This is a genomic window from Paenibacillus sonchi, assembly GCF_016772475.1.
Lineage (GTDB): Bacteria > Bacillota > Bacilli > Paenibacillales > Paenibacillaceae > Paenibacillus_AQ > Paenibacillus_AQ sonchi.
This window is the reverse complement of sequence record NZ_CP068595.1, coordinates 2,904,195-2,921,408: the sequence shown is the minus strand read 5'-3', so window position 1 is coordinate 2,921,408 and position 17,214 is coordinate 2,904,195. Positions and strand designations below refer to the sequence as shown.

Below are 17,214 nucleotides of genomic sequence, written 5' to 3'. Positions count from 1 at the left end.
TTCTGACCTGCTCATGTCTTTACTATAATGAGCTTGTATGAGAAGAAGGGGACAGGAAGATTAGAATTTGATGAGAAATGGCTTAAGAGTTATCCTCGTCCTGATTTTCCCAGGTGACAGACATAATGCTTCCCGAAATGGCGTCTACCTGGACAACGGCCTCGCGCTTGTCAGAGGTATTGATCTCCACCAGATAAAAAGCACCCGATTCATTGATTCCGGTATCTACGTCATCCAGTTCTCCCGGCACCTCCCGCAGAGCCAGTTCGACCGCCTCTTTCTCCGACACCACCCGCTGCGGGGCCGCCGAAGGCGGTTCCGATTCTGCAGCAGCTGTCGGCGGCACCGAAGATGGCTGCGGCGTGGGCGGGACAGGCGGAGTAGCCGCTGCCTCCAGCTGTACGATAGAGGTAACCTCCCCTGTGGCCCCATCCAGCTTCAGCTCGTATCTGCCTTGAGCCGTTTCCAGTTCCGCTACATATTTCCCGGAATGCAGGCTGAGGCTCACTATGTTGCCTGCATATTCGTCCAGCACATGCTGCTTCGCCTCTTCTGATGTGAGCAGTTGTGGTGATTCCGGTGCAAAGATCCTAAATCCAAAAGACAACATAAGCACAACCGCAGCAATCCCCCACAAGACTCTGGGCAACAGCTTGGGGTTCACCGGCTGCTTATTCCTCATGATTGTTCCCCCTTCATCGCCGCAACCCGGATCACAACCGAAGTGCCGACGCCTTGGGTACTCTCCATAGACAGCTTGGCCCCGATGGCTCCGGCAATTTCTGCAGCGAGCGACAATCCCAGACCCGCCCCACCGTCCTGGCGGCTCCTGGCTTCATCCACTCTATAGAAACGATCGAATATTCTGGGAAGCTCCGCCTCAGGAATACCAATCCCCCGGTCCGTAATCCGAATAATAGACTCCGGCCCAGAGGATTCTAGGGCAATATTGATTTCTTGATCACTATACTTGCGGGCATTATCCAAAAAAATGAACAAGAGCTGTCTCAGCTTGGCGTCATCGCTGTATCCGTGAACCCGGCCTTTCACCGTCACAGCCACTTCCCTGCCGTAGGCATTCTTGAAGGCCTTGGCTGAAGACAGGGCCAGCTGCTCCAGATCAACCATGCCCATGGATAAGTTCCACTCTTCGTGATGTTTCGCCAGGAGCAGCAGCTGTTCGGTCAGTTCCTTCATCCGAATGGCTTCCGAATGAATCGCTTCTACCGATTCATTGAACAATTCGGGATGATCCAATCCCCGCCGCTTAAGCAGGCTGGCATAGCTTTCGATCACCGTCAGGGGTGTGCGCAGCTCATGGGAAGCGTCCGATACGAATTTTTCCTGCTTAACAGCATTGCTCTCCAGCAAAGCGATCATTTCGTTGAACGTATGCCCCATTTCGACCAGCTCATCCTTCGATGTGTCATCCAGCTTCAGCCTGTTGAATTTGCCGCTGTGTTTGATTTCCCGCATAGTGGCAGTCATTTGGACAATGGGACGCATAATCAGTCCGGACAGCACTCTGCTGGAGAGCAGGAGCGGCAGCATGGCAAAGATGGTTACGCCCGCTAACACTAGCCTCAGAACCTGAAGCGTACTCATCGTGCTCTCCAGACTTTTGAACATTTGGACATTCATTACGCTCCCGTCGATCCAGATGACCGGAACGGTCACAAAAGCATAGGAACGCTCCCCTGCCTTAATAACTCCACTATGTTTGTCCTTATAATACTCCGGTTTGAGCCGGCTGATATCCCCTTCAGCCGCTGAAGTCACCGGAGCAGGCCCGCTTCCGTCCGGTCCCAGCAGCCGGAGCATCCCCTCTATCGGGACATAAGCGCGGAGCAGCTCCGGTGCAGAAATCGCGCTGCCTGCCCTCCGCAGATCGGCGGCAGTCTTCACTGTCTCCGCATCAGCCTGATCCAGCTGGTTATCTATCGACATCCGGCTGAACATAAAGTAGATGACCAGGTTCATGATTACCAGAAGTACGGCAAACAGCACGCTGGAATAGAGATAAATTTTGCTGCGCAGCTTCATGGGGATTCCTTCAGCACATAACCGATGCCACGGACTGTATGAATCAGCTCACTGCTGTTGTCCTGGGCGATTTTTTTGCGGACATAGCGGATGTAGACATCGACAACATTTGTATCTCCATAATAATCGTACCCCCAGACTGCTGTCATGATCTGTTCCCTGTTCAGCACCTGGCGTTTATTTTTCAGCAAAAACACCAGCAGATCAAACTCTCTCGGGGTAAGTTCAATTCTCCTGCCCGCCCGCATGACCTCACGCGTGGTTTCGTTCAGCTCAAGGTCATCCGCCTTGAGGCTTTCGCTCCCCCCGGTTTTCCGGTTGGCCGCCAGCCTCAGCGCAGCACGTACCCGCGCCAGCAGCTCTTCTATCTGAAAAGGTTTGGTGATATAGTCGTTTGCACCAAGATCCAGCCCCGATACCTTGTCTTCCACAGAGCTTTTGGCGGTCAGCAAAAGAACAGGAGTCTCGGCATCATTATTCCGGATACGCCGCAACAGCTCTATTCCGCTGAAGCCGGGAAGCATCACATCAAGCAGCAGAAGATCGGGCTGGTTCGTCTGATACAATTCAAGCGCCTGATGGCCGTTCCCGGCAATCGACACCAGATAACCTTCGCACTCCAGCTCAATTTGCAGCAACCGGGCGATTTTCTCTTCATCCTCTACAACCAGAATCATTTCCGGCATATGTGATCCCTCCCTTCAATCCTATTCCCAGTTTAGCTGATTCGTCTGCAGCGTATCCGTCAAGCCCGAACCCCCTCCACTGCTATAGACTGCGGTGCAGCAGCTCCAGCACCCTCCGCAGCTCGGCTACAGCGACCTGGCCCGGGGCCGAAGGCTTGTGTGCCGCGCCAAACGTCAGCGCCGAGCCGAAGATTTCTCCGGCCAGACGGCTGATTACACCTTCCCCTGCCATGGACATCGTAATGATCGGACGGTCCGCATAGTGCTCCCGCATCGTATTTGTCGCAGCCAGCAGGGTCAGCACATCGCCCGCCTGCTGCGGCATCACAGCAATCTTCGGCAGATCCCCGCCAAGGGCCTGCGCCTGGCGCAGCCGGGAGACAATCTCCTCCTGGGACGGCGTTCCGTGGAAATCGTGATTCGAGACGATCACGAATACCCCGCAGGCATGGGCAGCGGCAATCAGCTCGCGGATCACGTTCTCCTCATTGAACAGCTCTACATCGATAATATCCACATAGCCGCTTTCTGCGGCCGCCTGGTTCAGCCGGATATAATATTCCGTAGTGATCTCCCGCTCGCCGCCTTCCCTGGCGCTGCGGAACGTGAAGATCAGCGGAGTGTCCGGCAGGACGGAGGAAATCTCAGCCAGCGTTTTCCGGACTGCCGCAAGATCCTCCACCCCGGCAAAAAAGTCGCTCCGCCATTCCACCAGATCCGGTGCCAGCTCCTTCAGCGCTTGAGCCTCTGCCACCAGCTCTGGCATCGCAGCACTGATCAGCGAAACGCAGATTTTGGGAATCCCCTCCCCGAGGGTTACATTTCTAACGGTTATTGCGCCGCTCATTTCCTTCAGCTCCTTATGTATCAGCATATAGCCAAGTTCATTTTACCGTCCAGCAGCGTCCTGCAGAAACTGCTCAACCTCCGGCAGATACGGCAGCGAAGGAATCGCCCCCTGCTTGCCTACCGCCAGCGCACCAACCGCATTAGCAAATCTGGCTGCTTCGGCCAGTGTTTTGCCTTGGGTAAGCTGCCAGGCCAGCGCTCCGTTAAAAGAATCTCCGGCAGCTACCGTATCCACGGCTTGCACCGGAAACCCGGGAATATGCAGGGTGCCTTCCTTATTCACAATCAGCGCCCCTTTGGAGCCGAGGGTCACGATGACGTTCTGCACCCCTTTTTGCAATAACATATGCGCTGCCTGCTCTGCCTCAGCAACGCTGTTCACGACTATTCCCGCCAGGATACCCGCCTCCGTCTCATTGGGAGTCAGATAGGTTACATGCTGCAGAAATTCATCGTCAAGCTCCCTGGCCGGGGCCGGGTTCAGGATCACAGGAATTCCATGTCTATGTGCGGCAGCAGCAGCATGTGCACACATCGTGAGATCCGTCTCCAGCTGCATAACCACAATTTCCGCCTGGCTGATGACCGGCTCCAGTGCTGCGATATCCGCTGGTCCCATCTCGATATTCGCACCAGGCACAACGATAATCCGGTTCTCCCCTTCTCCGTCCACCACAATAGAGGCGACCCCTGTAGTCTGCGTTTCACTTTGCCCTATATACTCGGTATTGATTTGCTCCTTGCGCATCACTTCCAGCAGTTCGCTGCCGAAGGTATCCCTGCCCACTCTGCCGATCATCTGCACATCTGCGCCGAGACGGGCTGCGGCTGCCGCCTGATTTGCGCCTTTTCCGCCCGGAGACAGAGCGAAGCCCTGTCCGAACAATGTCTCACCGGCATTCGGAGCCCGGCTTGTGCGCACCACCATATCCATATTTAGACTTCCGATTATCACTATGCTCAATCTTTTCACCACCCTGACTTGTTACTCTCTATCTTACTCGGGATTACTAAGGTTTATCAAACCCCATTCCGCTTGAGCGGCAGAAATGCCTGCTGTCCTTATGGACCAGTGCAACCCCACATACTTAAAAGACACGGCAATAAATGCCGTGTCTTCTTTTGAACGTATTGCTGTTCAGCGCCTGCAAAAGAATTACTGCATTACCGGAGGCTGCGCAAGGCCTACTCTTCGTAGATGACTACGGATTGGGATTCCGGCTCCCATTTTACAGTAGCTTTTAAGGCTTCACTGACAAAACGGGCCGGTACTACCGTATTGCCTTTTACGATTGCCGGCGCCACCTGAAGACTAACCGCTTGTCCATTGACATAGGCAGTCTTTTTATCAATAAACAGCTTCACTTCAGTCCCTTCCCGAGTCATGGTAACAGAGCGCTCCTGCGGGTTCCAGACCACCTCGGCCTTCAAGGACTCAGCGATGGCTTTGAACGGTACTAATGTACTTCCCCCGTTCTGAACGGGAGCAACGCCAGAGGTGGACTCTTCACCGTTAACGTAGAGCTTAATCCCTTTTTTACCGGTTTGCGCATACAGCTTGCCCAGCTTTTTATAAGAATTCAGATTCTTCACATTAGCCAAAATGGCTTCTTTCTGTACGTACACCGCATCGGTTACGCTTCCCTTTTGATTCAGCATCTCCGCAAGCGCCGTCAACGCAGCATCCTTATCTTTAATCGCTTCCAGCTCAGTCTTCATTTCTGGTGTCAGTTCAGTGTTGTACCGGGTTAACAAAAGCTCGGCGATAACTGCCCCTGCCGGCTTATCCTTCACATTTTCGATCGCATGCAGAAGTCCCTTGTATCCATTGTGACCCTTGTCTCCATATGTAGCATAAGTAGCCGTAGTTACGCTTTCTTTATTCACTTCTTTGCTTTGCTCTTTGTCCTTGTCCTTGTCTTTCTCCTTGTCCTTGTCTGCTGCCGTTGATCCATTAGCCGGCACTCCAGCTGCAGCTTCAGTTGCAGCTTCTGCTTTGCCTTTGCCATTGCTGTTGCCTTTTCCGTTACTGTTTTCGGATTTTGCCAGTGCCGCTCCCGACATTACGCTAATGGCCAGGAAACAGCTTGCAAGGATACTAAGGATTTTTTTCATCTGTTCGGTTCCCCCTGTGTTGTAGTGTATTTCATCATTTATTTCGGCTGCCAGCTCCAACTTTATGAGGGAAAAAGGACTTTTGGTAAAATCAGCTCGGGCCGGAAATTGCAACGCTACTCTAGCACTAGCCAAGGGGAACTATTTCACAAAGCCCCCATGCCTTATGAATTACTTTTCATTAGCAGATTATCCGGTTTACAAAGTTCGATATGCATTTTTCTGGAAATGTGCTAAAATAGGTGTGCAATCGATTCCACAAAGTTTTTTGGTTATTTGAGCAAACGTTTGCACCTTAGATCAAGCCTGCAGTTATGCCAGATTTTATTCTAATTATTATTTAGGAGGCTTATCAAGTGAACGAAAAGCAATTACCGTCAGTAGCTTATTTCAGCATGGAGTACGGACTGAGCTCCGACTTCAAAATGTACGCCGGTGGCCTGGGCATCCTGGCCGGAGACTATATCAAGGGAGCTAGGGATATACAGGCTCCGATCATCCCCATCGGCCTCAAATGGAAGCAGGGTTATACGGATCAGAAGATCGATGCGGCCGGCAATCCTTACGACTCCTATCACAATCATGTCTATGATTTCCTTGAGGACACTGGAGTGAAGGTTACCGTGAAGGTCCGCAAGATTGATGTGGTCTGCAAAGTATGGAAAACCGACCGTTTCGGCAACAACCCCCTGTATCTGCTCGATACGGATATTCCCGAGAATGGCGATGCCTGGATTACAGGCCAGCTGTACGGCTGGTTTGGGGAAGAGCGGATTGCGCAGGAGATTGTACTTGGGATTGGCGGGGTCAAAGCCATGCGTGCGCTGCAGATTCCGATCGACGTCTACCACTTCAACGAAGGGCATGCGGCACTGGCAGCCATTGAGCTGATCCGTGAGAAATGTCCGGCGGCAGCTCCTTTGAAGAAGCCTGGAAAGCTACCCGGGAAGAGGTTGTGTTCACTACACATACACCGATCAAGGAAGGCAATGAGACGCACCCGCTGGACCGTTTGGAGTATATGGGCGCTTTTAACGGCTTGACCCGTGCCCAAATGGAGCGGATCGGCGGCGATCCGTTCAATATGACAGTGGCCGGTCTGCGCCTGTCGCGTATTTCCAATGCTGTGGCCCAGCTCCATGCCGATACTGCAAATAAGATGTGGAAGGAAGTCGCCGGCAGATCGGAGATCATCGGCATCACCAATGCCATTCATACCCCAACCTGGGTGGATAAACGGATGACCCGCGCTTTTGAGGAAGGCGGCGACCTGTGGGCCACTCACAAGGAAATCAAAGGCGAGCTGATCAGCTTCATTGAAGAACGCTCCGGCATCTCGCTGAATGCGGACAATCTGCTCATCGGCTTCTCCCGGCGGGCTGCACCTTACAAACGCAGCGATCTGATTTTCTCCCAGCCGGAGATTATCGAGCCTTATCTGGAGAGCGGACGCATTCAAATCGTCTTCTCCGGCAAAGCCCATCCGCTGGATGACACCGGTAAAAAAATCGTCAGCAACCTCGTGGCGATGATGAAAAAATATCCGAAGAGCGTTGTCTTCCTTGAGAATTACGATATGACGATTGGTGCCATGCTGACACGCGGCTCTGATATCTGGCTCAACAATCCGCGCCGTCCGCTGGAAGCCAGCGGAACCTCCGGCATGAAGGCTGCCATGAATGGCGTGTTGAACTGCTCCATCCTCGACGGCTGGTGGCCGGAAGCCTGCATCGACGGTGAGAATGGCTGGCAGATCGGTGACGGTTTCGAAACTACAGACTTTGCGGTCCTGGATAAGCACGACAGCGATGCCTTATACGACACCCTTCTGAACCGCGTACTCCCAACCTTCTACGAGAATAAGAATAAATGGGTACAAATGATGCACAAAAGCATTGAAACCACCCGTACCGAGTTCGCGAGCAAACGTATGCTGGAAGAATATTACAACCGGATGTACATCAAGGGTTAACCTGTTAGCCGAAGTCCCGCCTGCAGCTTCTATGGCTGTGGGCGGGGCTTCTTTATTATGTGCTGCTGGCGCCGGATACTCTGTTGCGTCCGCCGGTTTTGGCCAAATACAACCCCTTATCGGCGTGTTCCATAAGCTGCGCAATCTCCTCCGGATTCGCAGCTTCGCCTGCGGCTGCGCCAATGCTGACCGTAAGGTAGGCACTGACCTCGGAATACTCATGGGGAACCGCCAACTGCTGAACGCGAGCACGGATTCTTTCACTAAGCTCCATCGCCCCATCCACCCCGGTATCAAACGCTGCTGCCACAAACTCCTCGCCCCCCAGCCGGGCGGCAAACTGTCGCCCCCCTCCATTTCCGCATGAATCGCCTGTGCCACTTCTTTGAGGATCCGGTCCCCTTCTGCATGTCCATAGTTGTCGTTGAACGGCTTGAAATAATCGATATCTATCATGAGAATGGCAACCAGACTGCAAGGTTCTTCATTTTGGGTTAACAGCCGCTGCATTTGTTGATCAAAGGCCCGGCGGTTTGGAATTTCCGTCAGCGCGTCAATAAGCGATAACCTCTGCAGTTCCCCGTTTGCCCGGGCCAGCTCCAGATGTACTTTTTCATTACGGATAATTTGCTCCTCCAGCTTCCGGTGGCTCGCTCCCAGCAGAAGCCGGTTGTAATAATTGCTGCAGAAGTTCACATACAAAATTCTTGATGCCATCCAGGTAAAAAAAAGGAACACCGTCAGATTGATATAGTGGCCAACCAGCACATCCGAAGACGACTGAAAAAAAGGAAGCCCGATATATAACAGCCCTCCTGAGACTGCATACAGCCGCAGCACCATCTTGTTATTGAAATAAAAAATGACCGAAATCCCCACCAGGTTAATAACAAAGGCCATAACAGCCCCGTAAAGCCGCTGATCCGACAATGTGACGGCAGTACCCCAGACCACAAATGTATACGCATATACGGTGAACAGCTTCTCATACAACCGGTAGCTGCCCTCCATCAGCTTGGCATCTCTTTCATAGGCTGTAGCTGCAAGCAAAAAAGCCACATTCAGCCAAATCATCAAAACATACATCATAAAGTAAAAGCTGAAGTGAAAGCTGTCATGAAGCTTGGCAATGGATGCTGCCAGATCAATTACTGCCAAAGCCGATTCAATGCCTATGATGATTCTGGCAAACAGCTTGCCCCTGGAAATATTTTCGCTTAACGTAAGCATGCGCAATTCTCTGCGTTCCTCCTCTGTCAGCGTGAACGGCAGTCTGATCAGTCGGTCCAGCATGTTGTCTCCTCCTCGCCGCATGGGCTCCACGAAACTCCAACAGAATTATTATCGTTCATCCTTAAGCCTGAGCACAACAGAAAAATCAAGCTATTGCAGACTTATTTAAAATAATTCTAAATAAGTATTGATATTTTAAATTTTTTTGATAATATAATATTTATACTTATTCTAAAATCAAATCCTAATACGAGGTGGAATTATTCATGAGCGAGAGCCCTAACAAACTTACAACAAGCTGGGGAGCCCCTGTAGGTGACAACCAGAACTCAATGACTGCCGGTTCCCGTGGACCAACACTGCTGCAGGATGTTCATTTGCTGGAAAAGCTGGCACATTTCAACCGGGAGCGTGTTCCGGAGCGTGTAGTTCATGCCAAAGGCGCCGGAGCTCATGGTTATTTTGAAGTCACTCAGGATTTGTCCAAATATACCAAAGCAGCCTTCTTGTCGGAGGTGGGCAAACGCACGCCGATGTTCATTCGCTTCTCTACAGTAGCCGGAGAGCTGGGGTCTGCCGATACTGTACGCGATCCACGCGGCTTTGCCGTGAAATTTTATACCGAAGAAGGCAATTATGATCTGGTCGGCAATAATACGCCTGTCTTTTTCATCCGCGATGCGATTAAATTTCCGGACTTTATTCACACCCAGAAACGCCACCCGCAGACCCATCTCAAAAACCCCAATGCCGTCTGGGATTTCTGGTCCCTTTCGCCGGAGTCGCTGCATCAAGTGACGATTCTGATGTCGGACCGCGGCATACCGGCCACTCTCCGCCATATGCACGGCTTTGGGAGCCACACCTTCAAATGGGTGAATGCCGACGGTGCGGCAGTGTGGGTCAAATATCATTTTAAAACAGAGCAGGGTGTTAAAAATCTCGACGTGAAGCTTGCCGCTCAAATTGCCGGGGAGAATCCAGATTATCACACCGAGGATTTGTTCAATGCGATCGATCAAGGAGATTTCCCTGCCTGGAAACTGTACGTGCAGATTATGCCTGTAGAAGATGCCGATACGTACCGTTTCGATCCCTTCGATGTAACCAAAGTATGGTCGCAGAAGGATTATCCGCTCATTGAAGTAGGCCGCATGGTACTGGACCGCAACCCGGAGAATTACTTCGCGGAGGTGGAGCAGGCAACATTTTCTCCTGGCTCCTTCGTACCGGGAATAGAAGCTTCACCCGACAAAATGCTGCAGGGCCGCCTCTTCGCCTATGGTGACGCCCACCGCTACCGCGTAGGCGCCAACCACAACCAGCTGCCTATTAACCGGCCGGTTGCTGAGGTTAACAATAACCAGCGCGATGGCGCGATGATTCACGGGAACAACGGCGGCGGTTCCGTCTACTACGAGCCGAACAGCTTCGGCGGAGCGGCAGAGTCCCCGGCGCACAAGCCGGCAGCTTTTGACGTCTCGGGGAAAGCCGACAGCGTCCCTTATGATCATGACGATCACTACACCCAGCCCGGCGATCTCTACCGGCTGCTGAGTGAAGAAGAACGGGCACGCCTTGTCCGCAATATCGTTGGTGCCATGACACCTGTTGAGAAGGATGAGATCAAGCTCCGGCAGATCGGCCATTTCTACAAAGCAGATCCTGAATTCGGCCAGCGTGTAGCCGCCGGTCTGGGACTGACAGTACCACATCAGGGCGAGTAACTCTTTTTGACCTGTTCACGAATCCCCCGGCCTGATGACCGGGGGTATTTATGTATGAAATACAGACTCTACGCCAGTAATTAGCTTTCCAGCAAGTTCGTATCTAAGATGCATATTGTCTAAGATGCGAATCGGAGCTGCTCACTTTTGATAAAGCCCCATCCACTGCTCCAACTGCACCTTCAGTCCTTCTCTGGCCGAGGCCGGTTCGAGAATTTCCGCGTTCGGCCCATATTGCAGAATCCACTTGGTGAATTCCTTTTCATTATTGACAGTCACTTCAAACAGCAGGCTGCCATCATTCTCATCGCTCATCCAGGGATGAACGAACAGCTCCTCTTCTTTAATGTAACGGGCGATTTCGGGATGAAACCGCACCCTGAATTTGATATTTTTGTTGCCGCGGTCGATGGACCAGGTGTTTTTCAGATATTTTTTTATATTAAAATTCCCTTTATCAAAGCTCCGGTCAGTCACCTCCACCTCCTGAAAACGGCTGATGCGAAAAGTGCGGATCGCCTGCTTCAGATGACAGTACCCTATCAGATAAAAACGCTGGTCCCGCGGAATCAGGTAATACGGATCAATCTCACGCTGTGTGAGCGCATTGCGGGATTGGGAATGATAGATGGCCCGAATACTCCGCTGCTCCAGAATGGCACCAATAATCGGCTGCAGGAAATTCCGGCTTTTTTTGCGGTATGCAGGTTTGCCCATTTGGATAATATCAGCAATATTTTCAAGTATTCCGTTCTGTTTGGATTTTTCCTTCAGATGGGTGCCCATGACCTTGTCATACGCAGTATGGAATCCTGGGGGGATTTTGTCCTGATTCAGAAATGAGGGTAAAAGAGAGAAGGCCAATGCTTCCTGTTCGGAGAAATCCAGCGGATAGAGAAAAAACTTTCCCAAAAACTTATAGCCTGTCCCCCTGCCCTCGTTCGTTACAGGTGCAAAATGGCTAATGATCTCCAAATCCCTGTAGACCGTCCTAATGTTCACATCACATCTGATGGCCAGAGCCGAGGCGGTAATTCCGGGATTGGACTGGATGGCATTGATAATCTTGAAGATTCGAATTACTTTGTCAGTCATTACTGTAAGCTCCTTAATTTCCTGTTATTCATGGTCGTTGTACTCGCCACCATAATAATATCAGTTCCCCCGCTCCCTGACCGCCAGCAAAAATACAATACAGTGAAAACCATCAATAAAATGAAAAGAAAAAGGTATGCACAGACATCTATAGCAAAAACCAGCTATGGCTTTTCAACAAGGCAACTCAAAAACTCAAGTGGAAAAAGTAAACTTAGTTCCTACCAATACGGCTTCACAGCCAGTGCTACCTTTTCCCACTATTCCATATTCAAGGAAGCTTTTTAAGCTATTTAAGTGGACTAATTCCACCTCGCTTGCCTGCGGTCCCGCAAGATAATACTCTTCCGTTTGCTTACTTCCATCCTTCCCGGCTCTTCCTGCAAAACTCCTGCCAAGAAGAATTCACAGTTCAGTACGATTCATCCTCATATTACTTATCCCCAACCTTATGCACATCTTATCCACAGAAAGGAAACTTTAGTTACTACACAACAAAAAAAGAACCCCTGCTCACTGCAAGGATTCTTTTATTAAGATTTAAGCGGGTGATGGGAATCGAACCCACGCTATCAGCTTGGAAGGCTGAAGTTCTACCATTGAACTACACCCGCATAGGTGTAAAATCGGGATGACACGATTTGAACATGCGACCCCTGGTCCCAAACCAGGTGCTCTACCAAGCTGAGCTACATCCCGTAATATGGCGCGCCCTGAGAGATTCGAACTCCCGACCTTTTGATTCGTAGTCAAACGCTCTATCCAGCTGAGCTAAGGGCGCAAAATCTATATGGAGCGGACGACGGGAATCGAACCCGCGACCCTCGCCTTGGCAAGGCGATGCTCTACCGCTGAGCCACGTCCGCAAAAACATGGTGCGCGTGAAGGGACTTGAACCCCCACGTCGTGAAACGCCAGATCCTAAGTCTGGTGCGTCTGCCATTCCGCCACACGCGCACACTTTAGAAGAAAATGGTGAGCCATGAAGGACTCGAACCTTCGACACCCTGATTAAAAGTCAGGTGCTCTACCAACTGAGCTAATGGCTCTCATATATGGCTGGGGATATAGGAATCGAACCTATGAATGACGGAGTCAAAGTCCGTTGCCTTACCGCTTGGCTAATCCCCAATATGAATAATTAGCAAAACTACCGAAAAGTCCATGCTTCAACGAACCCTATGATGGATTCTCATCCCTGAAGCAAAGTAAATTTTGATGGCGGAACCGACGGGATACTCTTCACTTCGTTACGAGATTGCGATGTAATCCTTACGAAGCTGATGCTCCAACGAACCCCTATAATGGATTCTCATCCCTGAAGAAAACTTTGATGGCGGAACCGACGGGATTCGAACCCGCGATCTCCTGCGTGACAGGCAGGCATGTTAGGCCAACTACACCACGGTTCCAAATTAAGCACTACTGGGGTCCCCGGAAAGTAATCGGAATATACTACAAAGCATATCTTCACTTTTTGGGGTTAAGTTGCGGGGGCAGGATTTGAACCTGCGGCCTTCGGGTTATGAGCCCGACGAGCTACCGGGCTGCTCCACCCCGCGTCAGTATAAAGCGTATTCTTTTGAAAAGGATACTATGGTGGAGGCTGAGGGGTTCGAACCCCCGACCCTCTGCTTGTAAGGCAGATGCTCTCCCAGCTGAGCTAAGCCTCCATAATATGACCCGTATTTGGTTACTTTCCACTCCGCTACAAGATTGCAAAGTATTCCCTACGAAGCCTGAGCTTCAACGAACCCTAAGGTTTCTCATCCCAGAATTCGAAGATGTAATTGGTGACCCGTATGGGATTCGAACCCATGTTACCTCCGTGAAAGGGAGGTGTCTTAACCCCTTGACCAACGGGCCATATCTTCATGTTTCAACGAACCATTGAGGGTTCTCATCCCTTTTCAGGGAAGTATTGCTACGGAGAGAGAGGGATTCGAACCCTCGAGACGCTTGTGGCGCCTACACGATTTCCAATCGTGCTCCTTCGGCCAAACTCGGACACCTCTCCATATGGCTCCCCGAACAGGACTCGAACCTGTGACAACTCGATTAACAGTCGAGTGCTCTACCAACTGAGCTATCAGGGAAAATGGTGGGCCTTAGTGGACTCGAACCACCGACCTCACCCTTATCAGGGGTGCGCTCTAACCAGCTGAGCTAAAGGCCCTCCTACCTTGTATAGATATTATGGGCAAAAAAAATACCACAGAGTGTGGTTGTCCGCTTGGCGGCGTCCTACTCTCCCAGGACCCTTCGGTCCAAGTACCATCGGCGCTGGAGGGCTTAACGGTCGTGTTCGGGATGGGTACGCGTGGAACCCCTCCGCTATCGCCACCAAACGGGCACTTGCGGTGCAAATGCTTCAGGAATTTGATTCCTGAAAACTGAATCCGAAACGAAAACTGCATTTTAGTTTTTTTGGATAAGCCCTCGACCGATTAGTATTGGTCAGCTCCACACGTTGCCGTGCTTCCACCTCCAACCTATCTACCTCGTCGTCTTCAAGGGGTCTTACATACTGGGAAATCTCATCTTGAGGGGGGCTTCACGCTTAGATGCTTTCAGCGCTTATCCCGTCCGTACGTAGCTACCCAGCCATGCTCCTGGCGGAACAACTGGTGCACCAGCGGTACGTCCATCCCGGTCCTCTCGTACTAAGGACAGCTCCTCTCAAATTTCCTACGCCCACGACAGATAGGGACCGAACTGTCTCACGACGTTCTGAACCCAGCTCGCGTACCGCTTTAATGGGCGAACAGCCCAACCCTTGGGACCTACTTCAGCCCCAGGATGCGATGAGCCGACATCGAGGTGCCAAACCTCCCCGTCGATGTGGACTCTTGGGGGAGATAAGCCTGTTATCCCCAGGGTAGCTTTTATCCGTTGAGCGATGGCCCTTCCATGCGGTACCACCGGATCACTAAGTCCGACTTTCGTCCCTGCTCGACTTGTAGGTCTCGCAGTCAAGCTCCCTTCTGCCTTTGCACTCTTCGAATGATTTCCAACCATTCTGAGGGAACCTTTGAACGCCTCCGTTACTCTTTAGGAGGCGACCGCCCCAGTCAAACTGCCCGCCTGACACGGTCCCCGTACCCGCTCAGGGTACCAGGTTAGAACCTAGATACGATCAGGGTGGTATCCCAACGGCGCCTCCACCGAAGCTTGCGCTCCGGCTTCTACGGCTCCCACCTATCCTGTACAGATCGTACCCAAATTCAATATCAAGCTGCAGTAAAGCTCCATGGGGTCTTTCCGTCTTGTCGCGGGTAACCTGCATCTTCACAGGTATTAAAATTTCACCGGATCTCTCGTTGAGACAGCGCCCAAGTCGTTACGCCATTCGTGCGGGTCAGAATTTACCTGACAAGGAATTTCGCTACCTTAGGACCGTTATAGTTACGGCCGCCGTTTACTGGGGCTTCGGTTCACAGCTTCGGAGTTGCCTCCTAACCGCTCCCCTTAACCTTCCAGCACCGGGCAGGCGTCAGCCCGTATACTTCGCCTTGCGGCTTCGCACAGACCTGTGTTTTTGCTAAACAGTCGCTTGGGCCTTTTCACTGCGGCCCCCTCGGGCTATTCACCCTACCGAGGCACCCCTTCTCCCGAAGTTACGGGGTCATTTTGCCGAGTTCCTTAACGAGAGTTCTTCCGCGCGCCTTAGAATTCTCTTCTCGCCTACCTGTGTCGGTTTGCGGTACGGGCACCTTCTCCTGGCTAGAGGCTTTTCTTGGCAGTGTGAGATCATGACCTTCGCTACTGTAATTTTCGCTCCCCATCACAGCCCAGCCTTATGGTGTGCGGATTTGCCTACACACCAGCCTCACTGCTTGGACGGACATCCATCAGTCCGCGTCACTACCCTCCTGCGTCACCCCATCGCTCATAGCGGATTACGGTGGTACAGTAATTTCAAACTGTTGTCCTTCGACTACGCCTGTCGGCCTCGCCTTAGGTCCCGACTTACCCTGAGCGGACGAGCCTTCCTCAGGAAACCTTGGGCTTTCGGCGGATCAGATTCTCACTGATCTTTTCGTTACTCATACCGGCATTCTCACTTGTATGCAGTCCAGCGCTCCTTCCGGTACACCTTCAATCCACATACAACGCTCCCCTACCCCTGATGCAAAGCATCAAGCCATAGCTTCGGTGGTGTGTTTAGCCCCGTTACATTTTCGGCGCAGAGTCACTCGACCAGTGAGCTATTACGCACTCTTTCAATGGTGGCTGCTTCTAAGCCAACATCCTGGTTGTCTGTGCAACTCCACATCCTTTCCCACTTAACACACACTTGGGGACCTTAGCTGATGGTCTGGGCTGTTTCCCTTTTGACAATGGATCTTAGCACTCACTGTCTGACTCCCGGCAAGAAGTCCATGGCATTCGGAGTTTGACTGAGCTTGGTAACCCTTGCGGGCCCCGCACCCAATCAGTGCTCTACCTCCACGACTCCATTCACCGAGGCTAGCCCTAAAGCTATTTCGGGGAGAACCAGCTATCTCCGAGTTCGATTGGAATTTCTCCGCTACCCCCACCTCATCCCCGCACTTTTCAACGTACGTGGGTTCGGGCCTCCAGTGCGTGTTACCGCACCTTCACCCTGGACAGGGGTAGATCACACGGTTTCGGGTCTACGTCCACATACTTAATCGCCCTATTCAGACTCGCTTTCGCTGCGGCTCCGGCTTCTCACCTTAACCTTGCATGTTAAACGTAACTCGCCGGTTCATTCTACAAAAGGCACGCCATCATCCATATAGAGGACTCTGACTTTTTGTAAGCACACGGTTTCAGGTTCTATTTCACTCCCCTTCCGGGGTGCTTTTCACCTTTCCCTCACGGTACTGTTTCACTATCGGTCGCCAGGTAGTATTTAGCCTTAGCAGATGGTCCTGCCGGATTCATACGGGGTTTCACGTGCCCCGCACTACTCGGGATCCGTCTCGGAGGGAACAGGGTTTAGGGTACAGGGCTTTTACCTCTATCGCGGGCCTTTCCAGACCTCTTCGCCTACCCGGTTCCTTTGTAACTCCATGTGAGACGTCCCACAACCCCAAGGAGCAAGCTCCTTGGTTTAGGCTGTTCCGCGTTCGCTCGCCGCTACTGACGGAATCACTATTGTTTTCTCTTCCTCAGGGTACTTAGATGTTTCAGTTCCCCTGGTCTGCCTCTTCACACCCTATGTATTCAGATGTGAGTGACTGCGAATTACCACAGCCGGGTTTCCCCATTCGGACACCCCCGGATCAAAGCTTGCTTACAGCTCCCCGAGGCAGTTTCGTTGTTCGCCACGTCCTTCGTCGGCTCCTGGCGCCTAGGCATCCTCCGTGTGCTCTTATTAGCTTAACCACGATTTTCTCCGTAGGAGAAATATCGAACATTGAATGAATTCAAAGCTCTTTACTTCCGTCAGGAAAATATCGGTCACTAATAACTATTTCAACTTGTTCACACAAGTTTCAGCTAAAAGATGTTCTAAAACGCATTT

The 17,214-nt window shown here is 51.6% G+C and carries 10 protein-coding genes, 14 tRNA genes, 2 rRNA genes and 1 pseudogene; 3 read left to right on the top strand and 24 right to left on the bottom strand.

What is annotated here, in order from left to right:
* Positions 1-82 precede the first annotated feature (82 nt).
* The 6 genes from JI735_RS13345 to JI735_RS13320 all read right to left on the bottom strand — a co-directional run bounded on the left by JI735_RS13345 (position 83) and on the right by JI735_RS13320 (position 5,693).
* Positions 83-682 (bottom strand): PepSY domain-containing protein, encoded by a 600-nt coding sequence (locus JI735_RS13345; RefSeq protein ID WP_202677461.1) that lies wholly within the window; start codon positions 680-682, stop codon positions 83-85.
* On the bottom strand, positions 679-2,043 hold the full coding sequence (locus JI735_RS13340; protein WP_039834142.1) for a sensor histidine kinase: 1,365 nt from the start codon (positions 2,041-2,043) through the stop codon (positions 679-681). The genes JI735_RS13345 and JI735_RS13340 overlap by 4 nt, the downstream gene beginning before the upstream one ends.
* Positions 2,040-2,729 (bottom strand): response regulator transcription factor, encoded by a 690-nt coding sequence (locus tag JI735_RS13335; RefSeq protein ID WP_039834143.1) that lies wholly within the window; start codon positions 2,727-2,729, stop codon positions 2,040-2,042. Before JI735_RS13335 ends, JI735_RS13340 begins: the two co-directional genes overlap by 4 nt.
* 82 nt (positions 2,730-2,811) lie before the next feature.
* The gene (aroD, locus tag JI735_RS13330) at positions 2,812-3,576 is read right to left on the bottom strand and encodes a type I 3-dehydroquinate dehydratase (RefSeq protein ID WP_039834144.1); all 765 of its coding nucleotides are present in this window, start codon (positions 3,574-3,576) and stop codon (positions 2,812-2,814) included.
* A gap of 42 nt (positions 3,577-3,618) precedes the next feature.
* Complete coding sequence (gene rbsK / locus JI735_RS13325; protein ID WP_233476469.1) at positions 3,619-4,533, bottom strand: ribokinase; 915 nt, start codon at positions 4,531-4,533, stop codon at positions 3,619-3,621.
* A gap of 230 nt (positions 4,534-4,763) precedes the next feature.
* Entirely contained in the window at positions 4,764-5,693 is a 930-nt protein-coding gene (locus JI735_RS13320; RefSeq protein ID WP_039834146.1) for a stalk domain-containing protein, read from the bottom strand.
* A 356-nt stretch (positions 5,694-6,049) separates the two neighbouring features.
* On the opposite strand from JI735_RS13320, the gene glgP (JI735_RS35660) reads away from it, so the two are divergent.
* Both glgP (JI735_RS35660) and glgP (JI735_RS35655) read left to right on the top strand, forming a co-directional pair.
* On the top strand, positions 6,050-6,736 hold the full coding sequence (glgP, locus tag JI735_RS35660; protein WP_233476382.1) for an alpha-glucan family phosphorylase: 687 nt from the start codon (positions 6,050-6,052) through the stop codon (positions 6,734-6,736).
* The gene (gene glgP, locus JI735_RS35655; RefSeq protein WP_233476381.1) at positions 6,649-7,665 is read left to right on the top strand and encodes an alpha-glucan family phosphorylase; all 1,017 of its coding nucleotides are present in this window, start codon (positions 6,649-6,651) and stop codon (positions 7,663-7,665) included. The genes glgP (JI735_RS35660) and glgP (JI735_RS35655) overlap by 88 nt, the downstream gene beginning before the upstream one ends.
* A 354-nt stretch (positions 7,666-8,019) precedes the next feature.
* Here glgP (JI735_RS35655) and JI735_RS36905 read toward each other — a convergent pair.
* Positions 8,020-8,382: pseudogene (locus JI735_RS36905) on the bottom strand (GGDEF domain-containing protein); the annotation flags it as partial.
* Positions 8,383-9,164: 782 nt separating this feature from the next.
* Here JI735_RS36905 and katA point away from each other — a divergent pair.
* Positions 9,165-10,625 (top strand): catalase KatA, encoded by a 1,461-nt coding sequence (katA, locus tag JI735_RS13305; RefSeq protein WP_039834148.1) that lies wholly within the window; start codon positions 9,165-9,167, stop codon positions 10,623-10,625.
* Positions 10,626-10,766: 141 nt separating this feature from the next.
* Here katA and JI735_RS13300 read toward each other — a convergent pair whose 3' ends face one another.
* The 17 genes from JI735_RS13300 to JI735_RS13215 all read right to left on the bottom strand — a co-directional run bounded on the left by JI735_RS13300 (position 10,767) and on the right by JI735_RS13215 (position 17,075).
* Complete coding sequence (locus JI735_RS13300) at positions 10,767-11,720, bottom strand: helix-turn-helix transcriptional regulator (RefSeq protein WP_039834149.1); 954 nt, start codon at positions 11,718-11,720, stop codon at positions 10,767-10,769.
* A gap of 543 nt (positions 11,721-12,263) precedes the next feature.
* Positions 12,264-12,334: transfer RNA gene (locus JI735_RS13290), tRNA-Gly, on the bottom strand.
* Positions 12,335-12,346: 12 nt separating this feature from the next.
* Positions 12,347-12,419 (bottom strand) — tRNA-Pro (locus JI735_RS13285).
* 5 nt (positions 12,420-12,424) lie between these two features.
* Positions 12,425-12,501 (bottom strand) — tRNA-Arg (locus tag JI735_RS13280).
* Between the two features lie 10 nt (positions 12,502-12,511).
* Positions 12,512-12,586, bottom strand: a tRNA-Gly gene (locus JI735_RS13275).
* 7 nt (positions 12,587-12,593) lie between these two features.
* Positions 12,594-12,677 (bottom strand) — tRNA-Leu (locus JI735_RS13270).
* A 16-nt stretch (positions 12,678-12,693) separates the two neighbouring features.
* A tRNA-Lys gene (locus tag JI735_RS13265) sits at positions 12,694-12,769 on the bottom strand.
* Positions 12,770-12,776: 7 nt separating this feature from the next.
* Positions 12,777-12,851 (bottom strand) — tRNA-Gln (locus JI735_RS13260).
* 203 nt (positions 12,852-13,054) lie between these two features.
* Positions 13,055-13,132, bottom strand: a tRNA-Asp gene (locus tag JI735_RS13255).
* A gap of 76 nt (positions 13,133-13,208) precedes the next feature.
* Positions 13,209-13,282, bottom strand: a tRNA-Met gene (locus JI735_RS13250).
* Between the two features lie 35 nt (positions 13,283-13,317).
* Positions 13,318-13,393, bottom strand: a tRNA-Val gene (locus JI735_RS13245).
* A 118-nt stretch (positions 13,394-13,511) separates the two neighbouring features.
* Positions 13,512-13,586, bottom strand: a tRNA-Glu gene (locus JI735_RS13240).
* A 61-nt stretch (positions 13,587-13,647) separates the two neighbouring features.
* Positions 13,648-13,737, bottom strand: a tRNA-Ser gene (locus tag JI735_RS13235).
* Positions 13,738-13,740: 3 nt separating this feature from the next.
* A tRNA-Asn gene (locus tag JI735_RS13230) sits at positions 13,741-13,816 on the bottom strand.
* A 3-nt stretch (positions 13,817-13,819) separates the two neighbouring features.
* Positions 13,820-13,896 (bottom strand) — tRNA-Ile (locus JI735_RS13225).
* 55 nt (positions 13,897-13,951) lie between these two features.
* Positions 13,952-14,068, bottom strand: a 5S ribosomal RNA gene (rrf, locus tag JI735_RS13220).
* 79 nt (positions 14,069-14,147) lie between these two features.
* Positions 14,148-17,075, bottom strand: a 23S ribosomal RNA gene (locus JI735_RS13215).
* Between the last annotated feature and the right edge of the window lie 139 nt (positions 17,076-17,214).